14 protein-coding genes are annotated in these 17,139 nt (G+C 75.3%); 7 read left to right on the forward strand and 7 right to left on the reverse strand.

Translation table 11 applies throughout. From position 1 onward, the window contains the following. Positions 1-9: 9 nt before the first annotated feature. The gene (greA, locus tag KKR89_RS04625; RefSeq protein ID WP_208198071.1) at positions 10-495 is read right to left on the reverse strand and encodes a transcription elongation factor GreA; all 486 of its coding nucleotides are present in this window, start codon (positions 493-495) and stop codon (positions 10-12) included. 213 nt (positions 496-708) lie between these two features. Further along, complete coding sequence (locus KKR89_RS04630) at positions 709-1,113, reverse strand: DUF4307 domain-containing protein (RefSeq protein ID WP_208198072.1); 405 nt, start codon at positions 1,111-1,113, stop codon at positions 709-711. A gap of 125 nt (positions 1,114-1,238) precedes the next feature. Here KKR89_RS04630 and mca point away from each other — a divergent pair, with 125 nt between their 5' ends. From mca to KKR89_RS04645, 3 genes are read left to right on the forward strand one after another with little or no spacing between them, the layout of a single operon-like run. Next, positions 1,239-2,126 carry a mycothiol conjugate amidase Mca gene (gene mca / locus KKR89_RS04635; protein ID WP_208198073.1) on the forward strand — a complete coding sequence of 296 codons (888 nt, stop codon included), beginning with the start codon at positions 1,239-1,241 and terminating at the stop codon, positions 2,124-2,126. Continuing rightward, the gene (locus KKR89_RS04640) at positions 2,123-2,524 is read left to right on the forward strand and encodes a hypothetical protein (protein WP_208198074.1); all 402 of its coding nucleotides are present in this window, start codon (positions 2,123-2,125) and stop codon (positions 2,522-2,524) included. The genes mca and KKR89_RS04640 overlap by 4 nt, the downstream gene beginning before the upstream one ends. Then, positions 2,521-3,366 carry a nitrilase-related carbon-nitrogen hydrolase gene (locus tag KKR89_RS04645; RefSeq protein WP_208198075.1) on the forward strand — a complete coding sequence of 282 codons (846 nt, stop codon included), beginning with the start codon at positions 2,521-2,523 and terminating at the stop codon, positions 3,364-3,366. The genes KKR89_RS04640 and KKR89_RS04645 overlap by 4 nt, the downstream gene beginning before the upstream one ends. A 20-nt stretch (positions 3,367-3,386) precedes the next feature. On the opposite strand, the gene trhA is transcribed toward KKR89_RS04645, so the two are convergent. Next, positions 3,387-4,151 (reverse strand): PAQR family membrane homeostasis protein TrhA, encoded by a 765-nt coding sequence (gene trhA / locus KKR89_RS04650; RefSeq protein ID WP_208198076.1) that lies wholly within the window; start codon positions 4,149-4,151, stop codon positions 3,387-3,389. A 181-nt stretch (positions 4,152-4,332) separates the two neighbouring features. Here trhA and KKR89_RS04655 point away from each other — a divergent pair, with 181 nt between their 5' ends. The 4 genes from KKR89_RS04655 to KKR89_RS04670 all read left to right on the forward strand — a co-directional run bounded on the left by KKR89_RS04655 (position 4,333) and on the right by KKR89_RS04670 (position 9,237). Then, complete coding sequence (locus tag KKR89_RS04655) at positions 4,333-5,094, forward strand: isoprenyl transferase (RefSeq protein WP_208198077.1); 762 nt, start codon at positions 4,333-4,335, stop codon at positions 5,092-5,094. Between the two features lie 383 nt (positions 5,095-5,477). Beyond that, positions 5,478-6,785 (forward strand): PhoH family protein, encoded by a 1,308-nt coding sequence (locus KKR89_RS04660; protein WP_372438598.1) that lies wholly within the window; start codon positions 5,478-5,480, stop codon positions 6,783-6,785. A gap of 170 nt (positions 6,786-6,955) precedes the next feature. Beyond that, the gene (locus KKR89_RS04665; protein ID WP_208198078.1) at positions 6,956-7,609 is read left to right on the forward strand and encodes a PadR family transcriptional regulator; all 654 of its coding nucleotides are present in this window, start codon (positions 6,956-6,958) and stop codon (positions 7,607-7,609) included. Further along, the gene (locus KKR89_RS04670; protein ID WP_208198079.1) at positions 7,606-9,237 is read left to right on the forward strand and encodes a DHA2 family efflux MFS transporter permease subunit; all 1,632 of its coding nucleotides are present in this window, start codon (positions 7,606-7,608) and stop codon (positions 9,235-9,237) included. Before KKR89_RS04665 ends, KKR89_RS04670 begins: the two co-directional genes overlap by 4 nt. 25 nt (positions 9,238-9,262) lie before the next feature. Here the strand turns inward: KKR89_RS04670 and KKR89_RS04675 are convergent, their stop codons facing one another. From KKR89_RS04675 to KKR89_RS04690, 4 genes are read right to left on the reverse strand one after another with little or no spacing between them, the layout of a single operon-like run. Next, positions 9,263-12,037, reverse strand: a complete 2,775-nt coding sequence (locus KKR89_RS04675; protein ID WP_208198080.1) for an FtsX-like permease family protein — start codon at positions 12,035-12,037, stop codon at positions 9,263-9,265. Beyond that, on the reverse strand, positions 12,034-15,333 hold the full coding sequence (locus KKR89_RS04680; RefSeq protein WP_208198081.1) for an FtsX-like permease family protein: 3,300 nt from the start codon (positions 15,331-15,333) through the stop codon (positions 12,034-12,036). Before KKR89_RS04680 ends, KKR89_RS04675 begins: the two co-directional genes overlap by 4 nt. A gap of 41 nt (positions 15,334-15,374) precedes the next feature. Then, positions 15,375-16,097, reverse strand: coding sequence for an ABC transporter ATP-binding protein (locus tag KKR89_RS04685; RefSeq protein ID WP_208198082.1), 723 nt, complete (start codon positions 16,095-16,097; stop codon positions 15,375-15,377). Beyond that, positions 16,094-17,128 (reverse strand): ABC transporter ATP-binding protein, encoded by a 1,035-nt coding sequence (locus tag KKR89_RS04690; RefSeq protein ID WP_372438599.1) that lies wholly within the window; start codon positions 17,126-17,128, stop codon positions 16,094-16,096. Before KKR89_RS04690 ends, KKR89_RS04685 begins: the two co-directional genes overlap by 4 nt. Between the last annotated feature and the right edge of the window lie 11 nt (positions 17,129-17,139).

Consider the following 17,139-nt stretch of genomic DNA (forward strand, 5'->3'; position numbering starts at 1 on the left):
CGGAGCGGGTCAGCCCTGGAAGGGGCTGGCCGCCGTGATCTCGACCGGGATCTGCCGGCCGTTGGGCGCCTCGTAGGACGTCGTGTCGCCGACCTTGTGGCCGTGGATCGCGGCACCGAGCGGCGACGTGGGGGAGAAGACGTCGATGTCGGCCGACCCGGCGATCTCGCGCGAGCCGAGCAGGAACGTCATCTCGTCCCCGGCGACGAGCGCCGTGACGACCATGCCGGGCTCGACGACGCCGTCGTCGGGCGGCGTGCCGATCTGCACGTTGCGCAGCTTCGCCTGCAGCTCGCGGATGCGGGCCTCCTGCTTGGCCTGCTCCTCGCGGGCCGCGTGGTAGCCACCGTTCTCCTTGAGGTCGCCCTCGTCGCGGGCCGCCGCGATGCGGTCCGTGATCTCCTTGCGACCGTCCGTCTGGAGGTGTGTGAGCTCCTCCGTGAGGCGGTCGTAGGCCTCCTGCGTCAGCCATGTGGCCGCAGTCGTCTCCGTCACGATCGCTCCTTCCTAGCCTGGGGCGCCACCGGTCCCGGCGGCGAGTGAGCCCCCGGCGGCACGGACGCAGGTGCGGTGCGGGGGCGGGTGGCGCCTGCCACCGCGGTCGCGTCGACCTGTCGTACGACGCCGGACCGGGGGCGGCGTAAACGCACAGCGTACCAACCGACCGCGCGCGGGTGGTCTCCCGCGGTCGGGGGTTCTCGCGTCAGGTCAGCCGACGGGCTCGCAGCCCTGCACCACGCCGGTCACCGCGAGCTCGACCGTCGGGATCGTGACCGTCACGCGGCGCGTGCGCGTGTCCGTCGGCGGCACGGGCACGTCGAGCACCCCGACCTGCGCGTACGACGACGAGAGGGCCTGCACGCGGCACGTGGCTCCCGCCCCGATCGGCGTGGTGACGTCGAACGTCACCTCGGTCGACGTGGGGCCGTCCACGCGGTAGCCGACGTCCTGCCAGATGACGGGGTCGCGGATGACGCCGGCGCCGATCCAGGCGAGCAGCACCATCGTCACCACGACCGCCGCGGCGAGCGCGAGGCGCTGCAGCCGGCGGGTGCCGTCGGTGGGTTCCGGTCCGTAGCGCCCGGCGGGCGGGCGGGGGGCCGGTGCGACCACGGTGGGGCCTCCTGGGTGGCGTGCGGGTGGTGTGACGCGGGTGATGCCGTGCACGGTGCCTCGAGTGTCAGCGGGGTGGGGGATCATTGTCTCTCGTCCCAGGACCTGCCACGGAAGGACCCACGGTGAGCTCGGAGCGGCTACGGCTGATGGCGGTGCACGCGCACCCGGACGACGAGTCCAGCAAGGGCGCGGCCACCACGGCGCGGTACGCCGCCGAGGGTGTCGAGGTGCTCGTCGTGACCTGCACGGGCGGTGAGCGCGGCGACGTGCTGAACCCGCGGTACGGCCCGGCGCCCGTCGGCCTGGAGGCGATGCGCGCGGTGCGCGGCGAGGAGATGGCCGCCGCGGCCGCCGCGCTGGGCGTGCAGCAGCGCTGGCTCGGGTTCGTCGACTCGGGCCTGCCCGAGGGTGACCCGCTGCCGCCGCTGCCCGAGGGGTCGTTCGCGACGCTCCCGCTCGAGGACGCGTCGGCGCCGCTGGTCGAGGCCGTGCGGGAGTTCCGGCCGCACGTCATCACGACGTACGACCCGACGGGCGGCTACCCCCACCCCGACCACATCATGTGCCACCGCGTCGCGGTCGAGGCGTTCGCCACGGCGGGCGACCCGGAGCGCTACCGCGGCCGGGGCGAGCCGTGGACGCCGCTCAAGCTCTACTACAACCACGGTTTCTCGCTCGCGCGCATGCGGGCGGTGCACGACGCGATCGTCGCGGCCGGCGGCGAGTCGCCGTTCAGCGACTGGATCGACTCGCGCCAGGCGCGCGAGGTGCCGGAGCGCCCGGTGACCACGCGCATCGAGTGCGCCGACCACTTCGACCAGCGGGACGCCGCGCTGCGTGCGCACGCCACGCAGATCGACCCCGAGGGCTGGTTCTTCGCCGTGCCGCGCGAGGTCGAGGCCGCGACGTGGCGTGACGAGGAGTACGAGCTCGCGGAGTCCCGTGTGGAGACGACGCTGCCGGAGACCGACCTCTTCGCGGGGATCCGCGGGACGGAGCACGCACGATGACCTCTCTGCTCGCCACCAGCCTGGTGGCATCCGGCCTCGTCACCGGGGTCCTGGGCGCCCAGCGCCTGCCGGGCCCGACGTACGAGAGCCCCACCGAGGGGTCGCCCGGGTTCGCGGGCTTCGTCGCCACCTTCGTCCTGGCGCTGGCCGTCATCGTGCTCGCCGTGTCCATGACGCGGCGCATGCGGCGGGCGTCGCACCGTGACCGGCAGCGCGCCGAGTCGGAGGCCCCTGCCGGCGGCGGCGCCGACCCCGTGGACGCACCGCCCGCCGCGGCACCCGAGGGCGACGGCGCTGTCGACGACGGTGCCGGGCGGCGTGCGGCGCCCGGGGGCGTGGCGGCCCCGGCGGCACCTGCGGACCCGCCGGGCCGGGTGGCCGACGAGGAGTCGCGGTGAGCTCACGCCCCGAGCCGCCGCAGCGTCCGGCCGTGCGCGTCACGGTCGGCCAGCTCGAGGTCGGCCGGGACCGGGCCGCCAACCTGCTCGTGACCCGTGACGCCCTGCGCCTCGCTGCCCGGGCTCGGGCCGACGTGCTGGTGCTGCCCGAGTACGCGAGCGCCTACGACCCGCGGGGCGTGGGTGTCGACCTCGCCGAGCCGCTCGACGGCCCGTTCGTCACGGCGCTGCGGCGGGGAGCGGCGGAGCACGGGCTCGCGGTGATCGCCGGGACGACGATCCCCGGCGGCGAGCCGGGAGCGGACGGCCGGCCGCGCGCCGTCAACGCGGTGGTGGCCGTGGACGCCCACGGCGACGTGGCCGGCGTCTACCGCAAGGTCCACCTGTACGACGCGTTCGGCCACCGCGAGTCCGAGCGCCTCGCACCGGGTCCCGCCGACGCGCCGCCGCTCGTGCTCGACGTCGCCGGCCTGCGGTTCGGTGTGCTGACGTGCTACGACCTGCGGTTCCCGGAGTCGGCGCGCCGCCTCGTCGACGCGGGCGCCGACGTCCTGGTCGTACCGGCGGCCTGGGCCTCGGGCGACCTCAAGGCGATGCACTGGCGCACGCTCGCGGTCGCGCGCGCGATCGAGAGCACGGCGGCCGTCGTCGCCGTCGGGCAGGCCGGGCGCGGTGTCGTGGGCCGCTCGCTCGTCGTCGGGCCGGACGGCGTCGTGGGACTCGAGCTGGACGAGGGACCTCAGGTGCGCACGGTCGACCTCGACGCGGACGAGCTGCGGACCGTGCGCGAGCGCAACCCGTCGCTCGCGCACCGGCGCTACGCGGTGGTGCCGCGCGCCTGAGGGCGCCGCGGGACGGTCGCTCAGGCGAGACGCGCCGTGGCGATGGCCACGGCGACGAAGTGGGTGCCCCAGCCGATGACGGTCAGCACGTGGAAGATCTCGTGGAACCCGAACCAGCGCGGGCTCGGGTTGGGCCGCTTGAGGCCGTACACGATGGCCCCGACGGTGTACGCCAGCCCGCCGACGGCGATGAGGTAGACGATCGCGGGGCCACCGGTGGCCCAGAACTGCGGGAAGAACCCGACGGCGACCCAGCCGAGCGCGAGGTAGATCGGGACGTACACCCAGCGCGGCGCGTTGAGCCAGAAGACCCGGGCCAGCAGCCCGAGGATCGCCCCCGACCAGACGATGACGAGCAGCGTGCGTGCGGTGGCGGCGGGCAGGAGCAGCACCGCGAGCGGCGTGTAGGTGCCGGCGATGATGAGGAAGATGTTGGTGTGGTCGAGGCGCCGCAGGATCCCGGCCACGCGGGGTGACCAGGTGCCGCGGTGGTAGACCGCGCTGGTGCCGAACAGCAGGACGGCGGAGACGCCGAAGACCAGGTTGGACCAGCGGGCGGCGGGCGTCGGCGACATCGCGACGAGCACGACCGCCGCGACCACGGCGATCGGGGCGACACCGGCATGCACCCAGCCGCGCAGGCGGGGCTTGATGTTCTCGACGGCGGCCTCGACGGCGTCGCCGACGCTCTCGGCGGCCCGCGTGAGCGGTCCGGCGTCGGTGGGCTCGTCGGCGTGCTCGTCGGCCTGCACGGAGGGCCGCCCGGGCGTCGGGGATGTGCTCATCGGGGGGTGTGACCGCTCTCTCGTCGTCCGTCACCTACGTCGCCTACGTCAGCGTAGGTTACGTCGCCGTAGGTGCGATGTCATGGGACCTCTGCGGGTCCCGGGACCGAGCTGCTCCCGTAGGTGCGTCGTGGCGAGTACCGTGTTCGAGGTCCGCCGGTTCGCTCCTTGGAGGCTACGCGTGCGCCTGCCGCACCCGCTCTACGGCCTGTACGAGCGCCGACTCGCCGCCTCGCTGCAGCCGGACCAGGTGCCCCGGCACGTCGGCGTGATCCTCGACGGCAACCGGCGCTGGGCGCGCGGCAGCGGCCTGTCCTCCGCGACCGGCCACCGCCGCGGCGCGGACAAGATCAGCGACCTCCTGCAGTGGAGCGAGGACGTCGGCGTCGAGGTCGTGACCCTGTGGCTCCTCTCGACCGACAACCTCGCGCGGGACCCCGCGGAGCTGGGGGACCTCCTGCAGGTCATCGAGGACGTCGTCGGTGAGCTCGCCGCGGAGCGGCGGTGGCGCATCCAGGCCGTCGGCGCGCTCGACATGCTGCCCGACGGCACGGCGGCCGCGCTCAAGGCGGCGCAGGACGCCACCTCGGACGTCCAGGGCCTGCACGTCAACGCGGCGGTCGGGTACGGCGGCCGGCGCGAGATCGCCGACGCGGTCCGCTCCTTCCTGCGCATGCACGCCGACGCGGGCTCGAGCCTGGACGAGCTGGCCGAGGCGTTCGACGTCGAGCACATCGCCCAGCACCTGTACACGCGCGGCCAGCCCGATCCGGACCTGGTCATCCGCACGTCGGGCGAGCAGCGTCTCGGCGGGTTCCTGCTGTGGCAGAGCACCCACTCGGAGTTCTACTTCTGCGAGGCGTACTGGCCGGACTTCCGGCGCGTCGACTTCCTGCGCGCGGTGCGCGCGTACAGCCAGCGCGAGCGGCGGCTCGGGCGCTGAGGCGTCCCCCCGCCAGGTGAACGCCGCGTGACATCTCGCGTGTCGGGGCCGTCGCTGGGACATCTCGGACGTGCCGCGCGTTACGGTCGGACGCGAAGGACGACGCCCGTCGTCCCGGGAGGCCAGCCCATGGAGCATGCGCTCCGGGAGGAGGGCCGGATCCGGCCCTCGGCCGGCCGACCCCGTCCCGCCGCCGAACGCCGGTCCACCTGCGCAGCCGCGCCGGCGACCGACCGGAAGCGTCCAGACCGGCGCTGAGGCGCCGAGGGGAGCCTGCCGTGGACCACATCTCGCAGCACGACCTGGGAACCACGCCCCCGACGAGCGGCACGGCGCCGTCCGAGACCCCCGACGGCCCGAGCCCCGCGCCCCGCCTGACCTACGTGCTCGACACGTCCGTCCTGCTGTCCGACCCGCGGGCCGTCCTGCGGTTCGCGGAGCAGGACGTCGTGCTCCCCGTCGTCGTGATCACGGAGCTCGAGGCCAAGCGCCACCACGCCGAGCTCGGCTACTACGCCCGCAGCGCGCTGCGCCTGCTGGACGACCTGCGCATCACGCACGGCCGGCTGGACTCCGCGATGCCGGTCACGGACCAGGGCGGCACGCTGCGCGTCGAGCTCAACCACGTCGACCCCGCGGTGCTGCCCGCCGGGTTCCGGCTGGGTGACAACGACACGCGCATCCTCGCCGTGGCCGCCAACCTGGCGGCCGAGGGGCAGCACGTCGTCGTGGTCTCGAAGGACCTGCCGATGCGGGTGAAGGCCGCTGCCGTCGGCCTGACCGCCGAGGAGTACCGCGCCGAGCTCGCGGTCGACTCGGGGTGGACGGGCATGGACGCGCTGGACCTGTCCGAGCAGCAGATGGCCGACCTGTGGGAGCACGAGTCGGTCGCGCTCGCGGACGTCGTGGTGGGCCCCTCCGCGCTCGCCGGTGGCGCGGGCGACCTGCCGTGCCACACGGGTCTGGTGCTGCACAGCCCGCGGGGCTCGGCACTGGGACGCGTCACGGCCGACAAGCACGTGCAGCTGGTGCGAGGCGACCAGGACGTGTTCGGCCTGCACGGACGCTCGGCCGAGCAGCGCGTCGCGATCGACCTGCTGCTCGACGAGGAGATCGGCATCGTCTCGCTCGGCGGGCGCGCGGGCACCGGCAAGTCGGCGCTCGCGCTGTGCGCCGGCCTCGAGGCCGTGCTCGAGCGGCGCCAGCACCGCAAGGTCATGGTCTTCCGGCCGCTGTACGCCGTGGGCGGGCAGGACCTGGGCTACCTCCCGGGTGACTCCGCGGAGAAGATGAGCCCCTGGGCGCAGGCCGTGTTCGACACCCTCGGGGCGATCGTCAGCAAGGAGGTCGTCGAGGAGATCCTGGACCGCGACATCCTCGAGGTCCTGCCGCTCACGCACATCCGCGGCCGGTCCCTGCACGACGCGTTCGTGATCGTCGACGAGGCGCAGTCGCTCGAGCGCAACGTCCTGCTCACGGTGCTCTCGCGCATCGGGCAGTCGTCGCGCGTGGTCCTCACGCACGACGTCGCGCAGCGCGACAACCTGCGGGTCGGCCGGCACGACGGGGTCGCGGCGGTCATCGAGGCGCTCAAGGGGCACCCGCTGTTCGCGCACGTCACGCTGACGCGTTCCGAGCGCTCGCCCGTGGCCGCGCTGGTCACCGAGCTCTTCGAGGGCATCGAGGCCTGACGCGCGTGCTCGTCGCGGGGGCGCCGGCCGGTGGGTCGGCGCCCCCGCGTTCGTGGCGCGTCGTCGCGCGGGTGAACCGGGCACTTCCGGTTGAGGGGCCGGTCCTCCGGGCGTAATGTTCCGCGCGGAATAGGGACGGACGTCCCTCGACGACGCCGGACGGAGACGCTGTGCCCCGCGAGCTCACGACCGTCGCGCTCGTCGTCCTCGGCCTGCTCGACGAGCAGCCACGCCACCCGTACGACGTGTTCCAGACGCTCGTCGAGCGGGGCGACGACCGACTCGTGCGCGTCACGCCCGGCGCCGTCTACCACGCGGTCGAGAGACTCGAGCGCGACGGTCTCGTCGAAGCCGTCGGTACCGAGCGCTGCGGCAACCGGCCCGAGCGGACCACGTACCGCGCCACGGCGGCCGGCCACGCCGCCCTGCGCCCGGCGCTCACGTCGTACCTCGCCGACGACCGACCCGCCTACGCGGACTTCCCCGTCGGTCTGGCCCACGCACCCCGGCTCCCCGCCGACGAGGTCGCCGCCGCGCTCACGCAGCGACGCGGCCGCGAGGCCGCGCGGCTGGCCACCCTGCGTGCGCGCTGCGACGAGGTGCTCGCGCTCGGGCTGCCCCGCCGATTCCTGCTCGACGGCGAGCGCGAGGTCGCCCTGCTGGAGCGCGAGGTCGCCTGGCTCGACGAGGTCCTGCGCGACCTCGCCGACGGCACCCTCACCTGGGGCGGCCCCCCACCCGACGACTTCCTCGCCGCGCGCCAGCACCACCGCACCCGCACCAGCGCGCCCGCCCGGCGCCCCGCAGACCGGAGCACGTCATGACCGCACCCGCCCCCGTCGACCTGGGCGGCCGCAGCCCGTGGAGCATCCTGCCCCCGCTGTGCCTGGGCTTCTTCATGATCATGGTCGACACGACCATCGTGAACATCGCCGTCCCCACGCTGCAGGAGGCGTTCGACGCGAGCCTCGTGACCGTCGGGTGGGTCAACAGCGCCTACCTGCTGACGTTCGCGGTGCTGCTGCTCGTCACGGGCCGGCTGGGGGACAGGTTCGGCCCGCGCCCCGTCTTCGTGACGGGCCTGGTCGTGTTCACGATCGCGTCCCTCGCCTGCGGCCTCGCGGGGTCGGTCGGCATGCTCATCGTGGCCCGCGCGGTCCAGGGCGTCGGCGGTGCGCTCATGACGCCGCAGACCATGGCCATGATCACGCGCGTCTTCCCCGCCCAGAAGCGCGGCGCCGCGCTGGGCGTGTGGGGGTCCGTCGCGGGCGTCGCGACCATCACGGGGCCCGTGCTCGGCGGCATCCTGGTCGAGAGCGTCGGCTGGGAGTGGATCTTCTACGTGAACATCCCCGTCGGCCTGGTCGCGCTGTGGCTCGCGGTGCGCACGCTGCCTGCGCTGCCGACGCACGCCCGCACGTTCGACGGGCCGGGCGTCGTGCTGTCGGTCGTGGGCCTCGCGCTGCTGGTCTTCGGGCTGCAGGAGGGCGGCGAGTACGCCTGGGGCACGATCGCCGGGCCCATCTCGGTGCCGCTGGTCATCGGGGCCGGGGTCCTGGTGTCGGCCGCGTTCGTGCTGTGGCAGCGCCACCGCGGCGACGACGCGCTGCTGCCCCTCAAGCTGTTCGTGCAGCGCAACTTCGCGCTCGCGAACGTCGCCGGCGCGGCCGTGTCGTTCGCGATGACCGGCATCTTCTTCCCGTTCACGCTGTACCTGCAGCAGGTCCTGGGCCTCTCGCCGCTGCACGCCGCACTGGTCGGGCTGCCGGGGTCGCTGATCTCCGGAGTCGTCGCGCCCTTCGCCGGGCGGCTGTCCGACAGGGTCGCCGGCAAGTGGGTCGTCTTCACCGGCTTCGTGGTGCTCGCGGCGTCGATCGGGATCCTCGCGACCCAGGTGCAGCCGGACGTCGCGGTCTGGCGGCTCGTGGTGCCCATGCTCGGGTTCGGCGTCGGGACGGGCCTGGTGTTCTCCCCGCTCGGCAACCTCGCGACCACCGGGCTCGACCAGCGCAACGCCGGCGCCGGCGCCGGCGCGTTCAACACGACGCGCCAGGTGGGCGGCGTCATCGGCTCGGCCGTCGTCGTCGCGGTGCTCACGTCCCGGCTCGCCTCGACGATGCCCGCGGCCGCCCAGGACGTGGCGCAGGACCTGCCGACCGAGCTGCGCGGGCCGTTCGTCGACGGCTTCCGCCAGGCGGCGGCCGAGGGCCTGGGCGCTGCGGGCGGTGGGTTCGACCTGCCCGCCGACGTGCCCGCCACGGTGGCCGACCAGGTGCGGGCGGCCGCGCAGGCGGCCGTCGAGGCCGGGTTCGCCACGGCGGCCGCGCAGACGCTCGCGGTCACGGTCGGCGTGCTCCTGCTCGGCGCCGCGTGCGCGTTCGCGATGCGCGGTGGCCTGTCGCACGTCGGCCCGCCGGCGGCGGCGGACGAGGTCGGCACCGCAGCCCGCTGAGGCCGGCGCGCGTCGACCCTCAGGGTCAGCGCACGCCGACCCGCAGCACCTCGCCGAGCCGTTCGCGGCGCCGCACGGCCTGCTCGACCAGCACCGCGACGGCCAGGGCAGCGGCCAGGGCGCCCGCCGCGACCAGGACCGGCCACCACGTCAGCGACACGGGGACGTGGCCCGGGGCTGCTGTGACCCACGTCAGCCGCAGGGCGTCCCCCAGCAGGAGGGGCAGCGCCAACCCGATGGCCGTGCCGCCCACGAAGCCGCCCAGGACGAGCGGCGCGAGCTCGCCCAGGGTGGCCCAGCGCGCCGTGCGGGCGTCGAGACCCAGGGTCCGCAGGGTCGAGAGCGTGCGTCCGCGCTCACCGGACGTCGCGACCACCACGAGCACGAGGGCGATGACGGCGAGCCCGGCGAGGACGCCGACGGTCACCAGCATCAGCGTCCGGAGCGCTGCGGGCAGCGGCGCACGCGACCAGGCGCTCCACCAGCCGTCCACGGTCGTCACCGTCACGCCGGGGAGGTCCGCGATCTCCAGGTCGGCGACCGCCTGGACCGCGCCCGGTCCGGCCACCCAGGCGCGCGTGGTCGCGGGGAGCCGGTTGGTCACCCGGGCGGCCGCGGCGGTGTCGATGACGACGACGCCGTCGTCGCCCGTGACAGTCGCCTGTGCCGCGCGCACGTCGGCGGGTGGGGCGCCGTTGTCCCCGGTGAGCACGGTGGTCGCCATCACGTCCACGTCGACACGTTCGGTGAGGAGCTGCAGGAGCGTGCCGTCGGCGTGGTCGATGCGCGCGAGCACGTCGGGCGTCGCGAGCACCGGAAGACGCCCCTGGGCGACCTCCGTGAGCAGTGCGAGCCCGTCGTCGACCGGCAGTCCGCGTGCCCGGCGGACCTCGGCGAGGGCGACCGTGTCGACCACGAGCACCGTCACCACCGGCTCCGAGCCCCGTCCGAACGCGCGCTTGTTCATCTGGCCGCCCGTGGCGAGCGCCTCGACGCCGTCGGCCGCCGCGAGCCGCGCGAGCGCCTCGCGGGCCTCGTCGGTGTCCAGCGCACCGTCGAGGCGCACATCGGCGCCGACGAGCTGGTCCGCGGCGATGCGCTGCCCGTCGTGGACGGTCTGCACCAGCACGCCGCTGAGCACCATCAGAGCGACGGCGACCGTCACGGTGACCAGCGGCAGCAGGGCGGTCGCGCCGCGCTGCGCGCGCGAGGTCGCGAGCGGCGCCGCGAGGCCCCGCGAGCGTGCGGCCCACCGCGCCGCGAGACGCACGACGGCGGGGGCGACGCGCACGACCACGAGCGCCGCGGTCAGCGCGAGCAGGAACGGAGCGGCGGCGAGCAGCGGATCGGTCCGCATCGAACCCTGCGGCACCAGGCCACGGCTGCGCAGGGTGACGAGCGCGGCTACGGCGACGGCCACAGCCGTCAGCTCCGTCACGGACCGGCGGGCGCTGCGCAGCCCCGCAAGCCGCGCCCGCTCCCGGCGGTCGGCGGGCACGCGCCGGCCGGCCCAGGCGGCCGCCGCGGCACGGGTCGCGAGGAGCACGGGAGCGACGACGGCGACCGTCGTGATCGCCGTCGCGAGCCCGGGCGAGCCCGGCCCGTCGGGAAGCCACCATGCGACGACGCCGCCGGCCACGAGTGCGGCCACCGCCGCCGTGGGCACCGACTCGACCGCGCTGCGCAGCGCGACGGAGAGCAGCGAGGCGCCGCGCGCGCGCTCGCCCGACAGGTGGCTGCGGCGACGCTCGACGAGCAGGGCGCCCGCGAGCACCAGGCAGCACGCCGCGGTCGCGCCGGCACCGGCGACGACCAGGGACGCCTGGGCGAGGGTCGCACTCAGGTGCGCGTCGAACGCGTCGAGCACGCGCGGCAGGCCGGTCCGGACCGGGGACGTCGACGTGAGCGACATGACCGACCGGCGGAGCTCAGGCACGTCGGCCAGCTTCAGGTGCTCGACGTCGACGACGGCCACGGCCTCGCCCGCGAGCATGGTCGCCCCCAGCAGTGCCGCCATGTCGGCGCGCGCCGCGGGCGGCACGTAGAGGCCCACGGGTCCGCGGGGCGGGTCGGTCGGCGCCTCCAGCAGGTCAGGAGCGTTGGCCCACTGGACGTCGTCCGGTGCGACCGGCTCGTAGAGCCCGGTGACGTGGGCCTCCATGGGCGGGACCTCGCCGCGCCCGGGCGTGAGCAGGATCGTCACCGGCCCGGCGCTGGGGTCGATGCCCAGGGCGCGGGCGACCGCCACGCTCAGCCCCACCTCCACGGCCTGCGCCGACGGTGCCGGGGGTGGCGGCGGCGTACCGTCGGCGGCGGGCTCGGGTGCGGGCGGCGGCAGGATCGCGATGGGCTCGCGCCCCACGGTCCAGCGCACGCCGGCCGTGCGTGACGCGGGCGAGTCGAGCGTGACGAGCCGGACGTCGAGCTTCAGGTCACCCGTCGACGCGGCGAAGGGCGGCGTGACGGCGATCGCGGTCGCGGGGTGCATCCCCCTCATCAGGTCGAGCACCGCCGCCTCGGCCTGGGGCCCGGCCAACGGCAGCGCGTCGTCCGCGGGATAAGGGGGTGCGGGTGCCACGACGACGACGGCGGCGTCGGCTCCGGCCTGCGTGATCGACTCGCGCAGCGCGACCTCTGCCGTGCGTCCCAGCAGCAGCGGGGCCGCCAGGACGGCGACCAGGGTCGCCGTGAGCAGGATCGCGGTGCCGATCAGCAGACCGACGTCGAGGCGCGCGCGGCGCCCCGTCACGAGCAGCGCGCCGCCGGTGGTCGCGCGCACGCGCGTGGCCGTGGTGGTCATCGTTCGTCCCCCATCCGTAGGGCGGCGCCCGAGGTCCGTCGGACGCCCAGGGCGACGACGACGGCGACGACGGCGCACGCACCCGCCACGACAGCGGCACTGCGCGTCGTCTGCGCCGCCCAGCCCCACACGAGGAGGGGGTCGGGCACCGGTGTGCGCCCGTCGGGCGACATCGTCAGGAGGGGTGCGACCACGCCGGCGAGGCCGTAGCCCGCGAGCAACCCGACCACCGCACCGAGGACCACGAGCATCGTGCTCTCCGCGACCATCCCGCTCATGAGACCGGGCCGCGACGCCCCGACGGCCTGCAGGCGCGCCAGCTCGAGGCGGCGCGCCCGCACGGCTGCCGCGGCGACCGCGCCGACGCCGACGAGCACGAGCAGCGTGGCTGCGCCGCTCACGAGCGCCATGGTGGCGGGTACGGCCACCCGGACGGGGCCGGTCAGCGCCTCGTCGCGCAGGTCGACGCGGGTGCTCGTCCGCGCGCCGGTGCCGGCGAGCGACGCCGGGACGGTCACCGCCGCGTCGTCGGGCGCGGCGATCCACCAGGTGTCGGGGCTGATCGACGGGCCGCCGGCCTCGATCGCCGCCCGTGCGAGCGTGAGCTGGTCGACGAGGATGCTGCCGCGGCGGGGCGAGCCCGGGATCTCGTCCACGAACCGCTCCACCTCGGCGTCGACGTGCGTCCCCGCGAGGTTCAGCGTGAGGTCCTGACCTGGTCTCAGGGCCAGGTCGTCCAGCATGGCCTTGCCGACGACCGCCGGGACGGCACCGGACGCCTCCCAGGTCCGCGCGAGGAGGGTGGCGAGCTCGATGCCGCGCCCGTCCCCCCGCATGGTGCCGACGGCCACGAGAGCCCCGTCGCCGGGTTCCGCGGTGACGCCGCCGAGCACCTCGACCTCCGACACGCGCGGAGCCTGGCGCAGAGCCCCCGACCAGCCCGCCGCGCTCAGGGTCACGGGGGTCGACGCAGCGCCCGCGGCGACGCGGGGGTGGCTGATCCCGGCCGACCGGGGCACCGTGCCCAACCGGGTCACCGACAGCTCGGCCTGCAGCACGCGCACGAGCCCTGCCTTCGGGTCCTGCGGGTCGAAGAGCGGCAGGTCCCGCGGCGCCAGCATGGCGCCGATCGCGACGACGCGCAGCGCACCGCCGGCCGGGACCTCGAACGCGACCTGGAAAGGTTCGCCCAGGGGGACAGCGCGCTCCTCCGACCGCACGAGCAGGCCGGTCGGGGACTCGACCGTCAGGTCGACCATGCCGTCGCCGCCCGTCGCGGGCGTCGTCCCCAGCACCCCGGTGGCGACCACCCACTGGGTCTCCGGCGGCAGCTCGGCGCCCGTGCCCGTCGCGGGGTGCGCGTCCGCGAGGCCGGCCAGGAGCTCGTCGGGCGTCGACCCGGACCGTCCGCGGAGGTCCTGCGGCCGCGACGCGTCGAGCGCGACGAGCTGGGCCGTGACACCGCCGACGTTCCCGCGCGGGCCGATGCCGACGGACCGGTGCACGACCGGCTGCGCGTGCCCGTCCGGGCCTGCGGCCGCCGTGACCGCGACCTCAGCGGCCAGCGGTGCGTCGTCGAGGTCGTCGACGCGGACGTCGGTCCCGATCGCGAGGTCGACCTGCTCGAGCTGGGACGTGCGCCACGTCGACAGGAAGGCCGCGCTGAAGGTGCCGGAGGCGACGGCGACCACGACCACCAGGACCGTGCCGGTCGCGATCGAGGGACGCCGGGAGACCTGCCACGCCGCGAGCGGCACGACGAACGAGCGGGCACGCGCCGCCACGACGTCCGCCAGGCGCCCGAGGGGCGTGACGAGCCGCAGCGCGACGGTCGCGGCGGCGAGCGTCACCAGCGCCGGCCCGGTGACGAGGACGATGTCGACCCCGACGCCGCCCGGGCCACCGGTCAGCGGCGAGCCGTAGGCGATGAGCTGGCCCATCGCGAGACCGCCCAGCGCCAGCAGGGACAGGTCGCCCCCGGCCCGCAGCAGCCCGGCGTGCGCGGTGGCGGAGGTCGAGCCCTCGGTGTGCCAGGACGGCACGCACAGCGCCACCGCGAGCACGCCGGCCATGACGGCGCACGTGAGCAGCACGGGGGCCGGGAGGCCGGGACCGACGAGGTAGCCGGCGGCGGACAGGTCGCCGGACCCCGTCAGGCGCTCGAGCGCGGCCCGCGCGAGCCAGGGCGACGCGAGGAAGGTGAGAGCCGCGAGCGTGAGGGCCTCGAGGACGACGACGGACCGCAGGTGCGCGGGCGACGCGCCGCGTGCCGCGAGCAGCTCGTTCTCGGCGGCGCGGCGCTCCGCGAGCAGGCGGGCCGCCAGCAGCATGACCGTGGTCGCGAGGGTCGCCAGCAGCAGCCCGATCGTGATCACGCCGGCCCGCATGACGACGACCTCGCGCGTGATCGCGTCCAGCGCACCGTCGACCTCGGTGCGGACCCGGCCGTCGGCCTCGGGGTCCAGGGCCTCCGAGAACGTCGCCTGCGCGTTGCGCACCTCCTGGCGCATCTCGCGGAGCGCCTCGCTCGACGCGTCCGCGGGGTGCGGCTCGATCATCAGGTACGCGGTGTCCACCAGTCCCGGACCGTCCAGGGCCGACGGGTCCGCGACGAGGGGGCCCCACAGGACCGCCGGGCGCAACCCCATGCTGCCGGGCCAGGGGTACGGCTCCATGCCGCGACCGTCCAGCCGGTCGCGGGTCCAGCCCTTGCCCGCCCTGAGGGCCTCGTGGGTCCCCACGACGACGAACGTGGCGTACTCCTCGCCGTCCCACGGCCGGGTCTCGACGCGAGCGCCGACCTGCCAGCCCAGCTCGCGCGCGGCGATCTCCGGGACGTTGACCTCGACCGCGCCGGTCTCGTCGGTCGCGCGGTCGGGCCAGCGGCCGGAGACCAGACGGGCGATGTCCTCGGTGGGGGCGAAGGCGGCGAGGTAGACGAGCTGCGGGATCTCTCCGGTGCCCGTGCCGGTGCTGCGCAGCGTCCGCAAGGACCCGACCTGCCACGTGTCCTCGCTCGTCGGCACGTCACCCGTGATCTCCGCGAGACCGGCCCGGGCCTTGTCGAGCACCACGCCGGTGTCCTCGCCCTGCACCCAGACCGTCGCCTCGATCCGGACGTCGTCCGGCGACAGCCGGCTCAGCGCGGCCGGCGCCCCCTGGGTCTCGGCGAGGTGCAGGAGGCCGGCGAGGAGGCCCACGAGCGTCGTCGCCGCGACGGCGACGGCCGTGACCATGGCGACCACCGACCCCTGCTCACGCAGCCGGCCGCGCAGGACGCGCGAGCGCCATCTCATGTCTGCCTCCTCCTGCTCATGCCGGGTGGTCCGTCCGTGCGTCAGGCGTCGACGAGACGGCCGTCGGCCAGGTGGACGACGCGGTCGGCCAGGGCGACCATCACCGGGTCGTGGGTCGAGACGATGGCGGTCATGCCCTCGGCCTCGACGACCGCGCGGATCAGCGCCATGACGGCCCGGCCGGTCTCCGAGTCCAGCTGGCCGGTCGGCTCGTCCGCGATGAGCAGACGCGGCGAGTTCGCCAGTGCGCGCGCGATGGCGACACGCTGCTGCTGACCGCCGGACAGCTGCCCGGGCCGCTGCTTGGCGTGCGCACCGAGCCCCACGAGGTCGAGCAGCAGCTGGACGCGCGCCTCGCGCTGCGCGACGGGCGTGCGCAGCATCCGCAGCGGCACCCCGACGTTCTCCGCGGCCGTCAGCACGGGCACCAGCCCGAACGTCTGGAAGACGAACGCGACGACGTCGCGGCGCAGGGAGACCAGCCCGCGCTCGTCGAGCGAGGAGACCTCCCGGCCCGCGACGACGACGCGGCCCGTGTCGGGGCGGTCCAGCCCGCCGATCGTGTTGAGGAGCGTCGTCTTGCCGGACCCGGAGCGTCCGACGAGCGCGACCATCTCGCCGGGCGCGACCTGCAGCGAGACGTCCTGCAGCGCGTGGACGGCGGCGTGACCCGAGCCGTAGGTGCGCCCGACGCCCTCGACGAGCACGAGCGGCCCGTCCGCGGTGCGGTCCGCGTCCTGCCGGTCGGTGGTGGTGGCGGTCATCGGGCTCTCCGTCCGTGTCGGGCGTGGTTCTCGTGCGCGGCGCGCTCGTCCGCACCCGGCGTCCCGCGGTCGCCGGGACGGTTGCCGGGACGCACGGCGACGTGCGACTGCTCGAGCGTGAGCCGCACGCGGCCCACCAGGTCGAGGGCCTCGCGGTAGTCCTGGGGCAGCTGGATGCGGCCCGCCCGGTCGAGGACCGCGAACTCCTCGGCGACCTCGTGCTGCGTGCCGTCGTCGCGCGTGGCGGTGTGGCGCAGCACCTCCGCGCTGGTGCGGCCGTCCCGGATCTCGACGGTGCGCTGGACGTGGTCCCGGACGCTGGGGTCGTGCGTGACCACCACGACCGTGGTGCCCAGGTCGCGGTTGACGGCGCGCATCGCCTCCAGGACGTCGTTCGACGTCGCGGTGTCGAGCTCACCCGTCGGCTCGTCGGCGAACAGCACGCGGGGCGAGTTCGCCAGACCCACGGCGATCGCGACGCGCTGCTGCTCACCGCCGGACATCTGGCTGGGCCGGCGGTCCGCGCAGTACGCGACGCCGAGGACGTCGAGCAGCGCCGCGGCCTCCGCACGCCGCTGCCGACGCGGGCGCCCCGCGAGCGCCATCGGCAGCTCGACGTTCTCCTCGGCCGTCAGGTACGGCACGAGGTTGCGCGCCGTCTGCTGCCACACGAACCCGACGGTCGTGCGCCGGTACTCGACGCGCTCGCGGGACGTCATGGTCATGAGGTCCCACTCGGCGACGCGCACGTTGCCGGCCGTGGGCACGTCGAGGCCCGACAGCACCGACAGCAGCGTCGACTTGCCGGAGCCGGAGGCGCCGACGACGGCGATGAGCTCACCCTCGTCGACCAGCAGGTCCAGGCCCTGCAGGGCCTGCACCTCGATCCCCTCCGACTGGTAGATGCGCACGAGCGACTCGCACACGATCAGCGACGTCCGCCCGAACGCCTCGGGACGTGCCCGGGCGCGCTCCTCGAGCGTCGCCAGGCTCGTCGGGGGTGCGCCCTGCACCGTCGACCCGTGGTCCATGGCCTGCTCCA

Source organism: Cellulomonas dongxiuzhuiae (assembly GCF_018623035.1).
In the GTDB taxonomy this organism is placed as follows: domain Bacteria; phylum Actinomycetota; class Actinomycetes; order Actinomycetales; family Cellulomonadaceae; genus Cellulomonas; species Cellulomonas dongxiuzhuiae.